We start from the raw sequence: 12544 nt of genomic DNA on the forward strand, positions 1-12544 counted from the left end.
CGACCGGCCGTGTCACGACCGGTGGGACTGGTTCAGCCCTGGCGCTGCTTGTGGCGCGGGTCGGTGCAGATGACCATGACCCGGCCGTGCCGGCGGATCACCCGGCAGTTGTTGCAGATCCTCTTGACGCTCGGCTTGACCTTCACGGTTGCCTTACTTCCCATCTGGCCCGGAGACGCGAGGGCGCGACTCCGGACGTCGAAGACGGACACGGGGACGTCCCGGCCGTCGTCAGGCTTACTTGTAGCGGTAGACGATGCGCCCGCGGGTCAGGTCGTACGGCGAGAGTTCGACGACGACCCGGTCCTCCGGCAGGATGCGGATGTAGTGCTGCCGCATCTTGCCGCTGATGTGAGCCAGCACCTTGTGGCCGTTCGCGAGCTCCACCCGGAACATGGCGTTCGGCAGGGGCTCGATGACCCGACCTTCGATCTCGATGGCTCCGTCTTTTTTCGGCATGTCCTCCGCTGTCCTGACGTCGGTTGCTCCGGACGGCCCACAACGTCTTACACGGGTAAACCGACCAAGATCAGAGAACCCGCGCCAGCCGCGGCTCCGACTCCCACCGAAGCGCTGGGTGGGCATGCCGGAGTGGACGCTGTGCGCCGATCAGAAAGTGTACGCCCGCCTGCGCGCCGTCGCCAAACTGACCACCCACCTCAGCGCGATCCGGACAAGACGCCCGAGACCAGTCCGGGCCAGGCGCCGCCGGAATGAGGCATCCAGGACGCGGCGGAGGTCAACCCTCGTTGGGGCCGCGCCCGGCGAATCCGTCCGGGCCCGGCGGCGGTTCACGCGTCGGTGCGGACTGGTCAGACTTCCGGACGGTAGATCCCAATCCATCGGGTTGGTCCTCGCCATCCGGTTTGCGGCCAACCTCTCCTCGTCGGCGCTTCCGGCCGAGGTCTCCCCCGCCGGCACCGCCCTCCCGTTCCCTCCCCCGGCGCTTCCGCTTCCGCCGCCGGCGCCGCTCCCGCTCGGCCACGCGCCGGGGCTCGCCGGCGCTCAGCCCGCCGACCGTCCGGAACAGCAGCACCACGCCCCACGGACCGGCCACCCAGAGGGGCCAGTAGAAGACGGCCTCGCGCGCCCCTATCGAGGAGAAGATCCAGATCGCGGTCAGGATCCCGACCACCCGCAGATATGGGAGCCAGAGCTGGGCCAACCATCGGCCCACGGGTCCGGTCACCGCTACGGCCCTCGCCCGCCCGGCCACCGCTACCGTCCCCGAGTGGTCCACAGCCTCTGCCGCTGCCCCGGCCGGGCGCGACTGCCCGGTGGTCAGGCGGGCCAGGGCCACCTGCTCCGTCGGCGTCGGCCCGGGCAGATCGGCCAGCACCTCGTCCAGTTCCGCGTAGGTCTTCGCGCCGTACGCCCGTTGCAGCCGCTCGTCGTACTCGTACAGGTCGAGCCGGCCCTCCTCCACGGCCACCCGGAGCCGTTCAGCCGTGGCCGCCCGATCGGTGTCCGCCGCCCGCAGGTGGCCCCGCCCCTCCATGAGGGCAAGCATGTCACCGCGGCGCCACCCGCCGCCGCCCCCGCGTATGCCCGTCGACGGCCGGGCGATCTCTTCCGTGATGTGGGCGACGCCCGAATTTGGTCCCCGGTGACCACTTCGTCGCCAGCCGCGAGCCGCGCGAGCCGGGTGACGCTGGGAGTCGGTCCGCCCCGCCGGTCAGACAGCCGGAGACTCCGCCGGCTGGCGGGAGGTGACCAGGCCGCCGAGCCGGGCCCGGCCGCCGTCCTCGGCGGTGAGCACCCAGACGCCGTCGTCGAGCAGCGCCATCGTGTGCTCCACGTGCACCGCCATCGACCGGTCCCGCGTGACCACGGTCCAGCCGTCGGCCAGCTCGACGGTGCGGGGCGAGCCCATGGTGATCATCGGCTCGATGGCCAGCGCCAGCCCCGGCACCAGCCGCGGGCCCTTGCCCGGCCGTCCGTGGTTGAGCACGTGCGGGTCCTGGTGCATCTCGGTGCCGATGCCGTGCCCGCCGTAGCCGTCGACGATGCCGTACCGGCCGCCCTTGCGGACGGCGTTCTCCACCGCGTGCGAGATGTCCGTGAGCCGGCCCTTGCCGCTGGCCGCACCCCGGGCGGCCGCCGCGATGCCGGCCCACATCGCGTCCTCGGCGACCGCGGCCATCTTCAGCAGCGCCGGGTCGACCTCGCCGACCCCGACAGTGATGGCCGCGTCGCCGTGCCAGCCGTTCAGCACCGCGCCGCAGTCGATCGAGATCAGGTCACCGTCGTTGAGCACCTGCCTCGACGACGGGATGGCGTGCACCACCTGCTCGTTGACCGAGGAGCAGATCGACGCCGGGTAGCCGTGGTAGCCCTTGAACGACGGGGTGGCGCCGGCCTCACGGATCGTCGCCTCGGCGATCGCGTCCAGATCGGCCGTGCTCACCCCGGGCGCGACCGCCTCCCGCATCCGACGCAGCGCGCGGGCGACCACCAGTCCGGCGGCCCGCATCTTCTCGATCTGGTCGGGGGTCTTCAGCTGGACGTCCAGCTGGGGACGGCGCATAGAGGGTTTACCTTTCGTTGCGCGGAACAGCGGGGCACGTCGGACGTACCCCGCCGTTCGCACTCTATCCGCCGGAGCCCCGGGCGGGACGTCAGCCGCCGTACGAGCGCAGGGCATCGATGGCGCGAACAGTGACGTCCTCCACCGGCCCGGTGGCGTCGATGCCCACCAGCTTGCCCTGAGCGCCGTAGTAGTCGACCAGGGGCGCGGTCTTCTCGGCGTACTCCCGCAGCCGGGCGGCGATGGTCTCCGGCTTGTCGTCCTCGCGCTGGAACAGCTCGGCGCCGCAGCGGTCGCACATGCTTTCCCGCGTCGGGGCGTCGAACTCCACGTGCCAGATCTTGCCGCAGCCGCGGCAGGTACGCCGGCCGGACAACCGCCGGATCACCTCGTCGTCGTCGACGACCAGCTCCAGCACCAGGTCCAGCGCGGTGCCGAAGTCGGCGAGGAGTTTGTCCAGCGCGGCGGCCTGCGGCACCGTACGCGGAAAGCCGTCGAGCAGGAAGCCCTCGCTGGCGTCCGGCTCGGCGAGCCGGTCCCGCACCATGTTGATGGTGACCTCGTCCGGGACCAGCTTGCCCGCGTCCATGTACCGCTTGGCCTCCGTGCCGAGCGGGGTGCCCTGCGACACGTTGGCCCGGAAGATGTCGCCGGTCGAGATCTTCGGCACGGAGAGGTGGGCGGCGATGAACTCCGCCTGTGTGCCCTTGCCCGCGCCTGGCGGGCCAACCAGAACGAGTCGCATCTACCGCAGGAACCCTTCGTAGTTCCGCTGCATGAGTTGGCTCTCGATCTGCTTCACGGTCTCCAGACCGACGCCGACCATGATGAGCACAGCGGTGCCGCCGAACGGGAAGTTCTGGAACTGCTGGTTGTCGAGCCAGATGAAGAAGAAGTTCGGCAGGATCGCGATGATGCCCAGGTAGAGCGCGCCCGGCAGGGTGATCCGGCTGAGGATGAAGTCGAGGTACTCGGCGGTCGGCTTGCCGGGGCGGATGCCCGGCACGAAGCCGCCGTACTTCTTCATGTTGTCCGCGACCTCGGTCGGGTTGAACGTGATCGACACGTAGAAGTACGTGAAGAAGATGATCAGCAGGAAGTAGATCGCGATGTGCTCCGGCGCGCTCGCCTTCACGATGTGGTTCTGGATCCAGGCCTGGGTCTTGCCCGGGTTCGTCTGGTCGAAGAACTGGAGCGCGAGCTGCGGCAGGTAGAGCAGCGACGAGGCGAAGATGACCGGGATGACGCCGGCCTGGTTGACCTTCAGCGGGATGTAGGTCGAGGTGCCGCCATACATCCGCCGGCCGATCATGCGCTTGGCGTACTGCACCGGGATCCGGCGCTGCGCCTGCTCGATGAAGGTGACCGCGGTGATGACCAGCAGGACCAGGGCGATGACGAGGAAGAACATCCCCCAGCCCTTGGTGGTCTTGATCCGCCAGCCCTCGCTGGGGAGCCGGGCCGCGATCGAGGTGAAGATCAGCACGGACATGCCGTTGCCGACGCCCCGGTCGGTGATCAGTTCACCGAGCCACATCACCACGCCGGTGCCGGCGGTCATGGTCATGACCAGGATGCTCAGGGTCAGCCAGTCCGGGATACCGGTGCCCTTCGGGATGATCGGGAACTGGTCGCACTGGTTGTTGAAGAGCTGCCCGGAGCGGGCCAGGGCAACGAACGCCGAGGACTGGAGGATGCCCAGCCCGAGGGTGAGGTAGCGGGTGTACTGGGTGATCTTCGCCTGGCCGGCCTGGCCCTCCTTGCGGAGCTGCTCCAGCCGTGGGATGACCACCGTCAGCAGCTGCAGGATGATCGACGCGGTGATGTAGGGCATGATGCCCAGCGCGAAGACCGAGAGCTGCAGCAGCGCGCCACCGGAGAAGAGGTCCAGCAGGTTCAGCACCCCGGTGCTGCCCCCCTGGAGGGTGTCGAGGCACTTCTGCACGTTGCCGTACGCGACACCCGGGCTGGGCATAGTGGCGCCCAGCCGGTAGACCGCGATGATGCCTACCGTGAACAGCAGCTTCCTGCGCAGGTCAGGCGTACGGAACGCACTGAGAAAGGCGGACAGCAACTTTCTTCCTCCTGCGCGAGGCGGGCCGCCGGTGATGCCTGGCGGGGCGGGGTGGGTGCCGGGCGAGCGCCCGATATCCATAGCTGGGATGGGACTCTAACAGCCCCATCCCGGTCGGGGCAGACGTGCCCGGCTACATAAACCGAATCCAATGTTACCCGGCGCACACGGGCCAGGTAGACCATGACGCCCGCCCAGTTGGGGACAACTGAACGGGCGCCATGGGTTCTGCCTTACAGCTCGGTGACGGAGCCACCGGCGGCGGTGATCTTCTCCTTGGCCGACGCGCTGAACGCGTGCGCCGACACCTGGAGGGCCACCCCGCCGAGGTCGCCGGTGCCGAGGATCTTGACCGGCTGGCCCTTGCGGACCGCGCCGGCCTCGACCAGCTCGACCGGGCCGACCTGGCCGCCGTTCGGGAAGAGCTCGGCGAGCCGGTCCAGGTTGACCACCTGGAAGACGACCTTGAACTTGTTCTTGAAGCCCTTCAGCTTCGGCAGGCGCATGTGGATGGGCATCTGCCCACCCTCGAACGCCGCCGAGATGTTCTTCCGGGCCTTCGAACCCTTGGTACCGCGACCGGCGGTCTTGCCCTTCGAGGCCTCACCGCGACCCACGCGGGTCTTCGCGGTCTTGGCACCGGGCGCCGGGCGCAGGTGGTGCACCTTGATCGTCATTACTCGACCTCCTCGACCTTCACGAGGTGGCTGACCGTGAAGATCATGCCGCGGATCTCGGGCCGGTCCTCCTTGACCACCACGTCGTTGATCCGCTTCAGACCGAGCGAACGCAGCGAGTCACGCTGGTTGCGCTTGGTCCCGATCTCGGACCGGACCTGGGTGACCTTCAGGCGAGCCATCAGGAAGCCACCTCCGCCCGCGACGCCAGCATGGCGGCCGGCGCGACGTCCTCGACCGGCAGACCACGACGGGCCGCGACCGCCTCCGGGGACTCGAGCGCCTTCAGCGCCGCCACGGTGGCGTGCACGATGTTGATCGGGTTGGACGAGCCGAGGCTCTTGGAGAGCACGTCGTGGATGCCCGCGCACTCCAGCACGGCACGCACCGGACCACCGGCGATGACGCCCGTACCGGCCGAGGCCGGCTTGAGCAGCACCACACCGGCGGCGTCCTCGCCCTGCACCGGGTGCGGGATCGAGGCACCGATCCGCGGCACCTTGAAGAAGTGCTTCTTGGCCTCCTCGACACCCTTGGCGATCGCCGCGGGCACCTCCTTGGCCTTTCCGTAGCCCACGCCGACGGTGCCGTCGCCGTCGCCCACGATCACCAGGGCGGTGAAGCTGAAGCGACGACCACCCTTCACAACCTTGGCGACGCGGTTGATCGCGACGACCCGCTCGAGGTGCGGGGTCTTCTCGACGGGCGCGTTTCCGCGGCCGCCCTCACGGCGGTTGTCGCGGCGACCACCCTCGTTGCCACCGGACCCGCCGCCACGGCGCTGTTGACCTGGCATCAGCAGCCTTCCTTTTCTCTCGTGACGGGGTTTCTAGAACTCGAGCCCGGCTTCGCGGGCGGCGTCGGCAAGCGCGGCGACCCGCCCCGCGTACCGGTTGCCACCGCGGTCGAAGACGACCTTCGAGATGCCGGCGGCCTTGGCCCGCTCGGCGAGCAGGGCGCCGACCTTGCCGGCCAGGGCACTCTTGTTGCCCTCCGCACCGCGCAGCGAGTCGTCCAGGGTCGAGGCCGACACCAGGGTGTGACCCTTGGTGTCGTCCACGATCTGGGCGACGATGTGCCGCAGCGAGCGGGTGACGACCAGGCGGGGGCGCTCGGGAGTACCGCTGATGTTCTTGCGGACCCGGAAGTGCCGACGCGCACGCCCGACGGCACGCTTGGCGGCGACGCCGCGGCGGCGCTTGAGCAGCGTGGCGCTCACTTCTTACCTGCCTTTCCAGCCTTGCGGCGGATGACCTCGCCCTGGTACTTCACGCCCTTGCCCTTGTACGGCTCCGGCGGGCGGATCTTCCGGATGTTGGCGGCGACCTCGCCGACCTGCTGCTTGTCGATGCCGGTCACGTGGAACAGCGTCGGCTTTTCCACCGTGAAGGTGATGCCCTCCGGCGCCTGCACGGTGACCGGGTGGGAGAACCCGAGCGCGAACTCGAGGTCCTTGCCCTTGGCGGTCACGCGGTAACCGGTGCCGGCGATCTCGAGGCTCTTGCGGTAGCCCTCGGTCACCCCAACGATCATGTTGGCGACCAGCGTACGGCTCAGGCCGTGCAGTTCCTTGGACTTGCGCTCGTCGTTCGGCCGGTTGACGTGCAGCGCGCCGTCGTCGCCCCGCTCCGCCTTGATCGGCTCGGCGAGGACGTGGCTCAGCTCGCCCTTCGGGCCCTTGACCTTGACGGTCTGGCCCTCGATCGTGACGTCGACGCCGGCGGGTACCGGGATCGACTTACGTCCAATACGCGACATTTCTACCTGTCTCCCGTTACCAGACGAAGGCGAGGACTTCCCCGCCAACGCTCCGCTTGCGGGCCTGCCGGTCGGTGAGCAGCCCCTGGGACGTCGAAATGATCGCCACGCCCAGCCCGCCGAGCACCCGCGGGAGCCCGTCCGACTTGGCGTAAACCCGCAGACCGGGCTTGGACACGCGCTTGATGCCGGCCAGGCTCCGCTCCCGGTTCTGGCCGTACTTCAGCTCGACGACCAGTCGCTTGCCGACGGCGCCCTCCTCGGGCTCCTCGACCGACCAGGTGCTGATGTAACCCTCGGACTTGAGGACCTCGGCGATGTTCGCCTTGATCTTCGAGTAGGGCATCGTCACCCGGTCGTGGTACGCCTGGTTGGCGTTACGCAGACGCGTGAGCATGTCTGCGATCGGGTCGGTCATCGTCATGGAATTCGTCAACCTTTCTCGCCGGGGTTCCCCGGGCCACGCCCGGGGCCTACGGCGAAGAGTCAGTTCAGCTGACGCGCGAAGCGCGCCGGGCTATTACCAGGAAGCCTTGGACACGCCGGGCAGCTCACCGCGGTGGGCCATCTCCCGGATGCACACCCGGCAGAGACCGAACTTGCGGTAGACCGCCTTCGGACGCCCGCACCGCTGGCAGCGGGTGTACGCGCGAACCGAGAACTTCGGCTTCGCGGCCGCCTTGAGGATCAGCGCCTTCTTGGCCATCTCAGTTCTCCTTGAACGGGAAGCCCAGGAGCTTCAGCAGCGCCCGGCCCTCGTCGTCGGTCGTGGCGGTCGTGACCACCGTGATGTCCATGCCCCGCTGGCGATCGATCTTGTCCTGGTCGATCTCCTGGAACACCGACTGCTCGGTCAGACCGAACGTGTAGTTGCCGTGCCCGTCGAGCTTGCGCCCGTCCAGACCGCGGAAGTCGCGGATACGCGGCAGCGCGATCGAGAGCAGCCGGTCCAGGAACTCCCACATCCGGTCGCCGCGCAGGGTCACCTTCGCGCCGATCGGCATGCCCTCACGCAGCTTGAACTGCGCGATGGACTTGGTCGCCCGCCGCACCTGCGGCTTCTGGCCGGTGATGGTGGCCAGGTCGCGGACGGCGCCGTCGATCAGCTTGGCGTCCCGAGCGGCCTCGCCGACGCCCATGTTGACGACGATCTTGACCAGCCGCGGCACCTGCATGGGGTTGGCGTAGTTGTACTGCTCGCGCAGCTGGGCCACGATCTCGCTGCGGTACCGCTCCTTGAGGCGCGGCATGGTCTTGGTTTCGGTAGCCGTGGTCATCACAGGTCCTTACCGGTGCTACGCGCGATGCGGACCTTCTGGCCGTTCTCGTCGACCCGGTAACCGACGCGGGTCGGCTTGCCGTCGGAGTCCAGGACCTGCACGTTCGAGACGTGGATCGGGGCCTCCTGGGTGACGATGCCACCGGTCTTGGCGCCGCGCTGGGTGGTGCTGATGCGGGTGTGCTTCTTGACGCGGTTCACGCCCTCGACCAGGACCTTGTCCTGCCGCGGGTAGGCCGCGATGACCTTGCCCTTGGCACCCTTGTCCTTACCGGCGATGACGACGACCGTGTCGCCCTTCTTGACCTTCACGGTCACAACACCTCCGGCGCGAGAGAAATGATCTTCATGAACCGCTTGTCCCGCAGCTCGCGACCCACCGGGCCGAAGATACGGGTGCCGCGCGGGTCCCCACCGTCCTTGATGATGACGGCGGCGTTCTCGTCGAAGCGGATGTACGAGCCGTCCGGCCGCCGCTTCTCCTTGACGGTGCGAACGACGACGGCCTTGACCACGTCGCCCTTCTTCACACCGGCACCCGGGATCGCGTCCTTGACGGTGGCCACGATGACGTCGCCGATGCTCGCGTAGCGCCGACCGGAGCCGCCGAGAACGCGGATGCACAGGATCTCCCGGGCACCCGTGTTGTCGGCGACGCGCAGTCGCGACTCCTGCTGAATCACGTCTATCTCCTATGTCTGCCGGTTCTCCGGCCGCCCGAGGGCGGCCGGAGCCTGGCGGAACCTGCGCCCGACCAACGCCGGGCGAGCTCGAGCCTTCGCTACTTGGCCTTTTCCAGGATCTCCACGAGCCGCCACCGCTTCGTGGCGGACAGCGGCCGGGTCTCCATGATCAGGACCCGGTCGCCGATGCCGGCGGAGTTCTGCTCGTCGTGCACCTTCAGCTTGCTGGTCCGGCGCATGATCTTGCCGTACAGCGCGTGCTTGACCCGGTCCTCGACCTCGACGACGACGGTCTTGTCCATCTTGTCGCTGACCACGAGGCCCTCCCGCACCTTGCGGCTGGCCCGGGTGGGGGCGGTGGTGTTCTCGCTCATGATGCAGTCACCTCAGTCGGCGCGGCCGAGAGACCCAGCTCGCGCTCACGCATGATCGTGTAGATCCGGGCGATCTCCCGACGGATGACCTGCAGCCGCCGGTTGTTGTCCAGCTGCCCGGTTGCGGCCTGCACGCGGAGGTTGAACAGCTCCGCCTTGGCCTCGCGCAGCTTCGTGACCAGCTCCTCCTCGGAGAGCTCACGCAGCTCGGAGGCCTTAACGCCCGCTGCCATCAGGATTCACCCACTTCGCGCGTAACAATGCGGCACTTCATCGGGAGCTTGTGGATCGCGCGACGCATCGCCTCTCGCGCGATCTGCTCGTTGGGGAAGGACATCTCGAAGAGAACCCGCCCCGGCTTGACGTTGGCGACCCACCACTCGGGCGAGCCCTTACCGGAACCCATCCGGGTTTCCGCCGGCTTCTTGGTCAGGGCCTGGTCCGGGAAGACCGTGATCCAGACCTTGCCGCCACGCTTGATGTGGCGGGTCATCGCGATACGCGCCGACTCGATCTGCCGGTTCGTCACGTACGCCGGCTCGAGAGCCTGGATCCCGAACTCGCCGAACACCACCCGGTTGCCACCCTTGGACGCGCCGTGACGGTCCGGGTGGTGCGGCTTGCGGAAGCCCTTCGGGGGCTTGCGCGGCATCAGCATCTGTCAGCCCTCCTGCTGCTTTTCTGCCGGAGCCGACGCTGCTGCGGCGACGGCGGCGGTGTCCACCGGCTCACCGGCCGGCGTCTCGGCGGCCTGCGCGAGTGTCGTCGCGGCAGCCCGGCCAGCCTCGGTGCCCCCGGCGGTCGTGCCGGCCGAACCCGACCGGCCACGGCGCGGACGCTCGGGACGCTCGCCGCGCTCACGACGCGGGCGGGACGGACCGGCCTCGGCCGGAGCCTCCCGGCCCGGGACGGCGTCGCCCTTGTAGATCCACACCTTCACGCCGATCCGGCCGAAGGTGGTACGGGCCTCGAAGAAGCCGTACTCGATGTTGGCCCGCAGCGTGTGCAGCGGAACCCGGCCCTCACGGTAGAACTCGGTCCGGCTCATCTCGGCGCCGCCCAGACGGCCCGAGACCTGCACCCGGATGCCCTTGACGACCGGGTTCTTCATGGCCGACTGCATCGCCTTGCGCATGGCCCGGCGGAAGCTGACCCGGCTGGACAGCTGCTCGGCCACGCCCTGGGCGACCAGCTGCGCGTCCGACTCGGGGCTCTTCACCTCGATGATGTTCAGCTGCACCTGCTTGCCGGTGAGCTTCTCCAGCTCGCCGCGGATCCGGTCGGCCTCCGCACCCTTACGGCCGATGACGATGCCCGGCCGGGCGGTGTGGATGTCGACGCGGACCCGGTCCCGGGTGCGCTCGATGTCGACCTTGGAGATGCCGGCCCGCTCGAGGCCCTTGGACATCATCCGGCGGATCTTGACGTCCTCGCCGATGTAGTCCTTGTAGAGCTTGTCTGCGAACCAGCGGGACTTCCAGTCGGTCGAGATGCCGAGCCGGAACCCAGTGGGGTGAACCTTCTGACCCATTACTCGGCACCCTCCGTCGTGCTCTCCGTCTCAGCGGCCTCGGCCTGCTTCGCCGGGGCGGCCTTCTTCGCCGCGGACTTCTTCGCCGCGGCCGGCGCGACCGCCTCGACCGCCACGGTGATGTGGCAGGTGCGCTTGCGGATCCGGTACGCCCGGCCCTGCGCCCGCGGCCGGAACCGCTTCATGGTCGGGCCCTCGTCGACGAACGCCTCGCTGACGAGCAGCGCGTCGGGGTCCAGCCGCTCGTTGTTCTCCGCGTTGGCGATCGCGCTCGCGAGCACCTTGTACACCTGCTCGCTCGCAGCCTGCGGCGCGAACTGCAGCACCGTGAGCGCCTCCTTCGCGGGCAGGCCGCGGACGAGGTTGACCACCCGGCGCGCCTTCATCGGCGAGATGCGCACGTGCCGCGCAACCGCCCGCGCGCCCGGAAGCACCGGAGCGTCGCCCTTTCCTGGCATCGCTGTAACCCCTTGTTCCTCTATCCGTATGCCCGCGGCGTCAGCGCCGGCGGCTCTTCCGGTCGTCCTTCTCGTGACCCTTGAACGTTCGGGTCAGCGCGAACTCGCCGAGCTTGTGCCCGACCATCGCCTCGGTGACGAACACCGGGACGTGCTTGCGTCCGTCGTGCACGGCGATCGTGTGCCCGAGCATCTCGGGAATGATCGTCGAGCGCCGCGACCAGGTCTTGATGACGTTCTTCGAGCCCTTCTCGTTCTGCGTCTCCACCTTCTTGAGCAGGTGGTCGTCTACGAACGGGCCCTTCTTCAGGCTGCGAGGCATCTGTCAGCTCTCCTGTTAGCCGCGCTTGCGGGTGGCGTAGCGGCGGCGGACGATCAGCCGGTCACTCGGCTGACCCTTACGACGGGTGCGGCCCTCGGGCTTACCCTGCGGGTTGACCGGGTGGCGACCACCGGAGGTCTTACCCTCACCACCACCGTGCGGGTGGTCGACCGGGTTCATCGCGACACCACGGACGGTCGGGCGCTTGCCCTTCCACCGCATCCGACCGGCCTTACCCCAGTTGATGTTCGACTGGTCGGCGTTGCCGATCTCGCCGATGCTGGCGCGGCACCGCACGTCGACCCGCCGGATCTCACCGGACGGCATGCGGAGGGTCGCGTACGCGCCCTCACGGCCGAGCAGCTGGATGCCGACGCCGGCCGAACGGGCCAGCTTGGCGCCACCGCCCGGACGCAGCTCCACGCTGTGGATCGTGGTACCGACCGGGATGTTGCGCAGCGGCAGGTTGTTGCCCGGCTTGATGTCGGCGGACGGGCCCGACTCGACGACGTCGCCCTGCTTCAGGTCCTTCGGCGCGATGATGTAGCGCTTCTCGCCGTCGGCGTAGTGCAGCAGCGCGATCCGCGCGGTGCGGTTCGGGTCGTACTCGATGTGCGCGACCTTCGCCGGCACGCCGTCCTTGTCGACCCGCTTGAAGTCGATCAGACGGTACTGGCGCTTGTGACCACCACCGTGGTGCCGGGTGGTGATCCGGCCGTAGGTGTTGCGTCCGCCCTTCTTCGGCAGCGGCACCACCAGCGACTTCTCGGGCTCCGACCGGGTGATCTCGGCGAAGTCGGCGACACTCGAGCCACGCCGGCCCGGCGTCGTCGGCTTGTACTTACGGATAGCCATTGTCTA

23 protein-coding genes are annotated in these 12544 nt (G+C 68.7%); all 23 read right to left on the reverse strand.

Features of this window, described 5'->3' with window-relative positions; all coding sequences use genetic code 11:
• Window positions 1-32 precede the first annotated feature (32 nt).
• The 23 genes from rpmJ to rplB all read right to left on the reverse strand — a co-directional run bounded on the left by rpmJ (window position 33) and on the right by rplB (window position 12538).
• Window positions 33-146 (reverse strand): 50S ribosomal protein L36, encoded by a 114-nt coding sequence (gene rpmJ / locus GA0070624_RS00480; RefSeq protein WP_091347859.1) that lies wholly within the window; start codon window positions 144-146, stop codon window positions 33-35.
• A 91-nt stretch (window positions 147-237) separates the two neighbouring features.
• Window positions 238-459, reverse strand: coding sequence for a translation initiation factor IF-1 (gene infA, locus GA0070624_RS00485; protein WP_007073013.1), 222 nt, complete (start codon window positions 457-459; stop codon window positions 238-240).
• Between the two features lie 280 nt (window positions 460-739).
• Window positions 740-1498, reverse strand: a complete 759-nt coding sequence (locus tag GA0070624_RS00490; RefSeq protein WP_245718603.1) for a DUF1707 SHOCT-like domain-containing protein — start codon at window positions 1496-1498, stop codon at window positions 740-742.
• 177 nt (window positions 1499-1675) lie between these two features.
• The gene (map, locus tag GA0070624_RS00495) at window positions 1676-2527 is read right to left on the reverse strand and encodes a type I methionyl aminopeptidase (RefSeq protein ID WP_091335625.1); all 852 of its coding nucleotides are present in this window, start codon (window positions 2525-2527) and stop codon (window positions 1676-1678) included.
• Between the two features lie 91 nt (window positions 2528-2618).
• Window positions 2619-3272 (reverse strand): adenylate kinase, encoded by a 654-nt coding sequence (locus GA0070624_RS00500; RefSeq protein ID WP_091335626.1) that lies wholly within the window; start codon window positions 3270-3272, stop codon window positions 2619-2621.
• Window positions 3273-4601 carry a preprotein translocase subunit SecY gene (secY, locus tag GA0070624_RS00505; protein ID WP_091335628.1) on the reverse strand — a complete coding sequence of 443 codons (1329 nt, stop codon included), beginning with the start codon at window positions 4599-4601 and terminating at the stop codon, window positions 3273-3275.
• Between the two features lie 233 nt (window positions 4602-4834).
• Window positions 4835-5278 (reverse strand): 50S ribosomal protein L15, encoded by a 444-nt coding sequence (rplO, locus tag GA0070624_RS00510; protein WP_091335630.1) that lies wholly within the window; start codon window positions 5276-5278, stop codon window positions 4835-4837.
• Entirely contained in the window at window positions 5278-5460 is a 183-nt protein-coding gene (rpmD, locus tag GA0070624_RS00515) for a 50S ribosomal protein L30 (protein ID WP_091335633.1), read from the reverse strand. The genes rplO and rpmD overlap by 1 nt, the downstream gene beginning before the upstream one ends.
• Entirely contained in the window at window positions 5460-6074 is a 615-nt protein-coding gene (rpsE, locus tag GA0070624_RS00520; protein ID WP_091335634.1) for a 30S ribosomal protein S5, read from the reverse strand. The genes rpmD and rpsE overlap by 1 nt, the downstream gene beginning before the upstream one ends.
• Before the next feature lie 33 nt (window positions 6075-6107).
• Window positions 6108-6497 carry a 50S ribosomal protein L18 gene (rplR, locus tag GA0070624_RS00525; RefSeq protein WP_091335637.1) on the reverse strand — a complete coding sequence of 130 codons (390 nt, stop codon included), beginning with the start codon at window positions 6495-6497 and terminating at the stop codon, window positions 6108-6110.
• Entirely contained in the window at window positions 6494-7036 is a 543-nt protein-coding gene (gene rplF, locus GA0070624_RS00530) for a 50S ribosomal protein L6 (RefSeq protein ID WP_091335639.1), read from the reverse strand. Before rplF ends, rplR begins: the two co-directional genes overlap by 4 nt.
• Window positions 7037-7052: 16 nt before the next feature.
• Window positions 7053-7460 carry a 30S ribosomal protein S8 gene (gene rpsH / locus GA0070624_RS00535; RefSeq protein ID WP_088997380.1) on the reverse strand — a complete coding sequence of 136 codons (408 nt, stop codon included), beginning with the start codon at window positions 7458-7460 and terminating at the stop codon, window positions 7053-7055.
• Between the two features lie 96 nt (window positions 7461-7556).
• Entirely contained in the window at window positions 7557-7742 is a 186-nt protein-coding gene (locus GA0070624_RS00540; RefSeq protein WP_007073023.1) for a type Z 30S ribosomal protein S14, read from the reverse strand.
• Window position 7743: 1 nt separating this feature from the next.
• The gene (gene rplE, locus GA0070624_RS00545) at window positions 7744-8313 is read right to left on the reverse strand and encodes a 50S ribosomal protein L5 (protein ID WP_091335641.1); all 570 of its coding nucleotides are present in this window, start codon (window positions 8311-8313) and stop codon (window positions 7744-7746) included.
• Window positions 8313-8633, reverse strand: a complete 321-nt coding sequence (gene rplX / locus GA0070624_RS00550; RefSeq protein ID WP_176731541.1) for a 50S ribosomal protein L24 — start codon at window positions 8631-8633, stop codon at window positions 8313-8315. Before rplX ends, rplE begins: the two co-directional genes overlap by 1 nt.
• A complete protein-coding gene (gene rplN / locus GA0070624_RS00555) occupies window positions 8630-8998 on the reverse strand; it encodes a 50S ribosomal protein L14 (protein ID WP_020520472.1) in 369 nt (122 codons plus the stop codon). The genes rplX and rplN overlap by 4 nt, the downstream gene beginning before the upstream one ends.
• Before the next feature lie 98 nt (window positions 8999-9096).
• On the reverse strand, window positions 9097-9372 hold the full coding sequence (gene rpsQ, locus GA0070624_RS00560; protein ID WP_091335643.1) for a 30S ribosomal protein S17: 276 nt from the start codon (window positions 9370-9372) through the stop codon (window positions 9097-9099).
• Window positions 9369-9605, reverse strand: a complete 237-nt coding sequence (gene rpmC, locus GA0070624_RS00565; protein WP_007073028.1) for a 50S ribosomal protein L29 — start codon at window positions 9603-9605, stop codon at window positions 9369-9371. Before rpmC ends, rpsQ begins: the two co-directional genes overlap by 4 nt.
• Window positions 9605-10030, reverse strand: a complete 426-nt coding sequence (gene rplP, locus GA0070624_RS00570; RefSeq protein WP_088647000.1) for a 50S ribosomal protein L16 — start codon at window positions 10028-10030, stop codon at window positions 9605-9607. The genes rpmC and rplP overlap by 1 nt, the downstream gene beginning before the upstream one ends.
• Before the next feature lie 3 nt (window positions 10031-10033).
• A complete protein-coding gene (rpsC, locus tag GA0070624_RS00575) occupies window positions 10034-10903 on the reverse strand; it encodes a 30S ribosomal protein S3 (RefSeq protein ID WP_091335645.1) in 870 nt (289 codons plus the stop codon).
• Window positions 10903-11361 carry a 50S ribosomal protein L22 gene (rplV, locus tag GA0070624_RS00580; protein ID WP_091335647.1) on the reverse strand — a complete coding sequence of 153 codons (459 nt, stop codon included), beginning with the start codon at window positions 11359-11361 and terminating at the stop codon, window positions 10903-10905. Before rplV ends, rpsC begins: the two co-directional genes overlap by 1 nt.
• A 40-nt stretch (window positions 11362-11401) precedes the next feature.
• Window positions 11402-11683 (reverse strand): 30S ribosomal protein S19, encoded by a 282-nt coding sequence (gene rpsS / locus GA0070624_RS00585; protein WP_091290357.1) that lies wholly within the window; start codon window positions 11681-11683, stop codon window positions 11402-11404.
• A gap of 15 nt (window positions 11684-11698) precedes the next feature.
• Window positions 11699-12538, reverse strand: coding sequence for a 50S ribosomal protein L2 (rplB, locus tag GA0070624_RS00590; RefSeq protein ID WP_091335649.1), 840 nt, complete (start codon window positions 12536-12538; stop codon window positions 11699-11701).
• Window positions 12539-12544 lie beyond the last annotated feature (6 nt).

Source organism: Micromonospora rhizosphaerae, assembly GCF_900091465.1.
Classification (GTDB): domain Bacteria; phylum Actinomycetota; class Actinomycetes; order Mycobacteriales; family Micromonosporaceae; genus Micromonospora; species Micromonospora rhizosphaerae.

What these genes read in the sequence shown, in the direction of transcription:
- GA0070624_RS00540 (WP_007073023.1), bottom strand. Translation starts at nt 7,742, where the DNA reads ATGGCCAAGAAGGCGCTGATCCTCAAGGCGGCCGCGAAGCCGAAGTTC.
- rpsS (WP_091290357.1), bottom strand. Translation starts at nt 11,683, where the DNA reads ATGCCTCGCAGCCTGAAGAAGGGCCCGTTCGTAGACGACCACCTGCTC.
- rpsH (WP_088997380.1), bottom strand. Translation starts at nt 7,460, where the DNA reads ATGACGATGACCGACCCGATCGCAGACATGCTCACGCGTCTGCGTAAC.
- rpsC (WP_091335645.1), bottom strand. Translation starts at nt 10,903, where the DNA reads ATGGGTCAGAAGGTTCACCCCACTGGGTTCCGGCTCGGCATCTCGACC.
- rplV (WP_091335647.1), bottom strand. Translation starts at nt 11,361, where the DNA reads ATGCCAGGAAAGGGCGACGCTCCGGTGCTTCCGGGCGCGCGGGCGGTT.
- GA0070624_RS00490 (WP_245718603.1), bottom strand. Translation starts at nt 1,498, where the DNA reads ATGGAGGGGCGGGGCCACCTGCGGGCGGCGGACACCGATCGGGCGGCC.
- rplF (WP_091335639.1), bottom strand. Translation starts at nt 7,036, where the DNA reads ATGTCGCGTATTGGACGTAAGTCGATCCCGGTACCCGCCGGCGTCGAC.
- map (WP_091335625.1), bottom strand. Translation starts at nt 2,527, where the DNA reads ATGCGCCGTCCCCAGCTGGACGTCCAGCTGAAGACCCCCGACCAGATC.
- rplB (WP_091335649.1), bottom strand. Translation starts at nt 12,538, where the DNA reads ATGGCTATCCGTAAGTACAAGCCGACGACGCCGGGCCGGCGTGGCTCG.
- rpsE (WP_091335634.1), bottom strand. Translation starts at nt 6,074, where the DNA reads ATGCCAGGTCAACAGCGCCGTGGCGGCGGGTCCGGTGGCAACGAGGGT.
- rpmC (WP_007073028.1), bottom strand. Translation starts at nt 9,605, where the DNA reads ATGGCAGCGGGCGTTAAGGCCTCCGAGCTGCGTGAGCTCTCCGAGGAG.
- infA (WP_007073013.1), bottom strand. Translation starts at nt 459, where the DNA reads ATGCCGAAAAAAGACGGAGCCATCGAGATCGAAGGTCGGGTCATCGAG.
- rpsQ (WP_091335643.1), bottom strand. Translation starts at nt 9,372, where the DNA reads ATGAGCGAGAACACCACCGCCCCCACCCGGGCCAGCCGCAAGGTGCGG.
- rplP (WP_088647000.1), bottom strand. Translation starts at nt 10,030, where the DNA reads ATGCTGATGCCGCGCAAGCCCCCGAAGGGCTTCCGCAAGCCGCACCAC.
- rpmD (WP_091335633.1), bottom strand. Translation starts at nt 5,460, where the DNA reads ATGGCTCGCCTGAAGGTCACCCAGGTCCGGTCCGAGATCGGGACCAAG.
- rplO (WP_091335630.1), bottom strand. Translation starts at nt 5,278, where the DNA reads ATGACGATCAAGGTGCACCACCTGCGCCCGGCGCCCGGTGCCAAGACC.
- GA0070624_RS00500 (WP_091335626.1), bottom strand. Translation starts at nt 3,272, where the DNA reads ATGCGACTCGTTCTGGTTGGCCCGCCAGGCGCGGGCAAGGGCACACAG.
- rplE (WP_091335641.1), bottom strand. Translation starts at nt 8,313, where the DNA reads ATGACCACGGCTACCGAAACCAAGACCATGCCGCGCCTCAAGGAGCGG.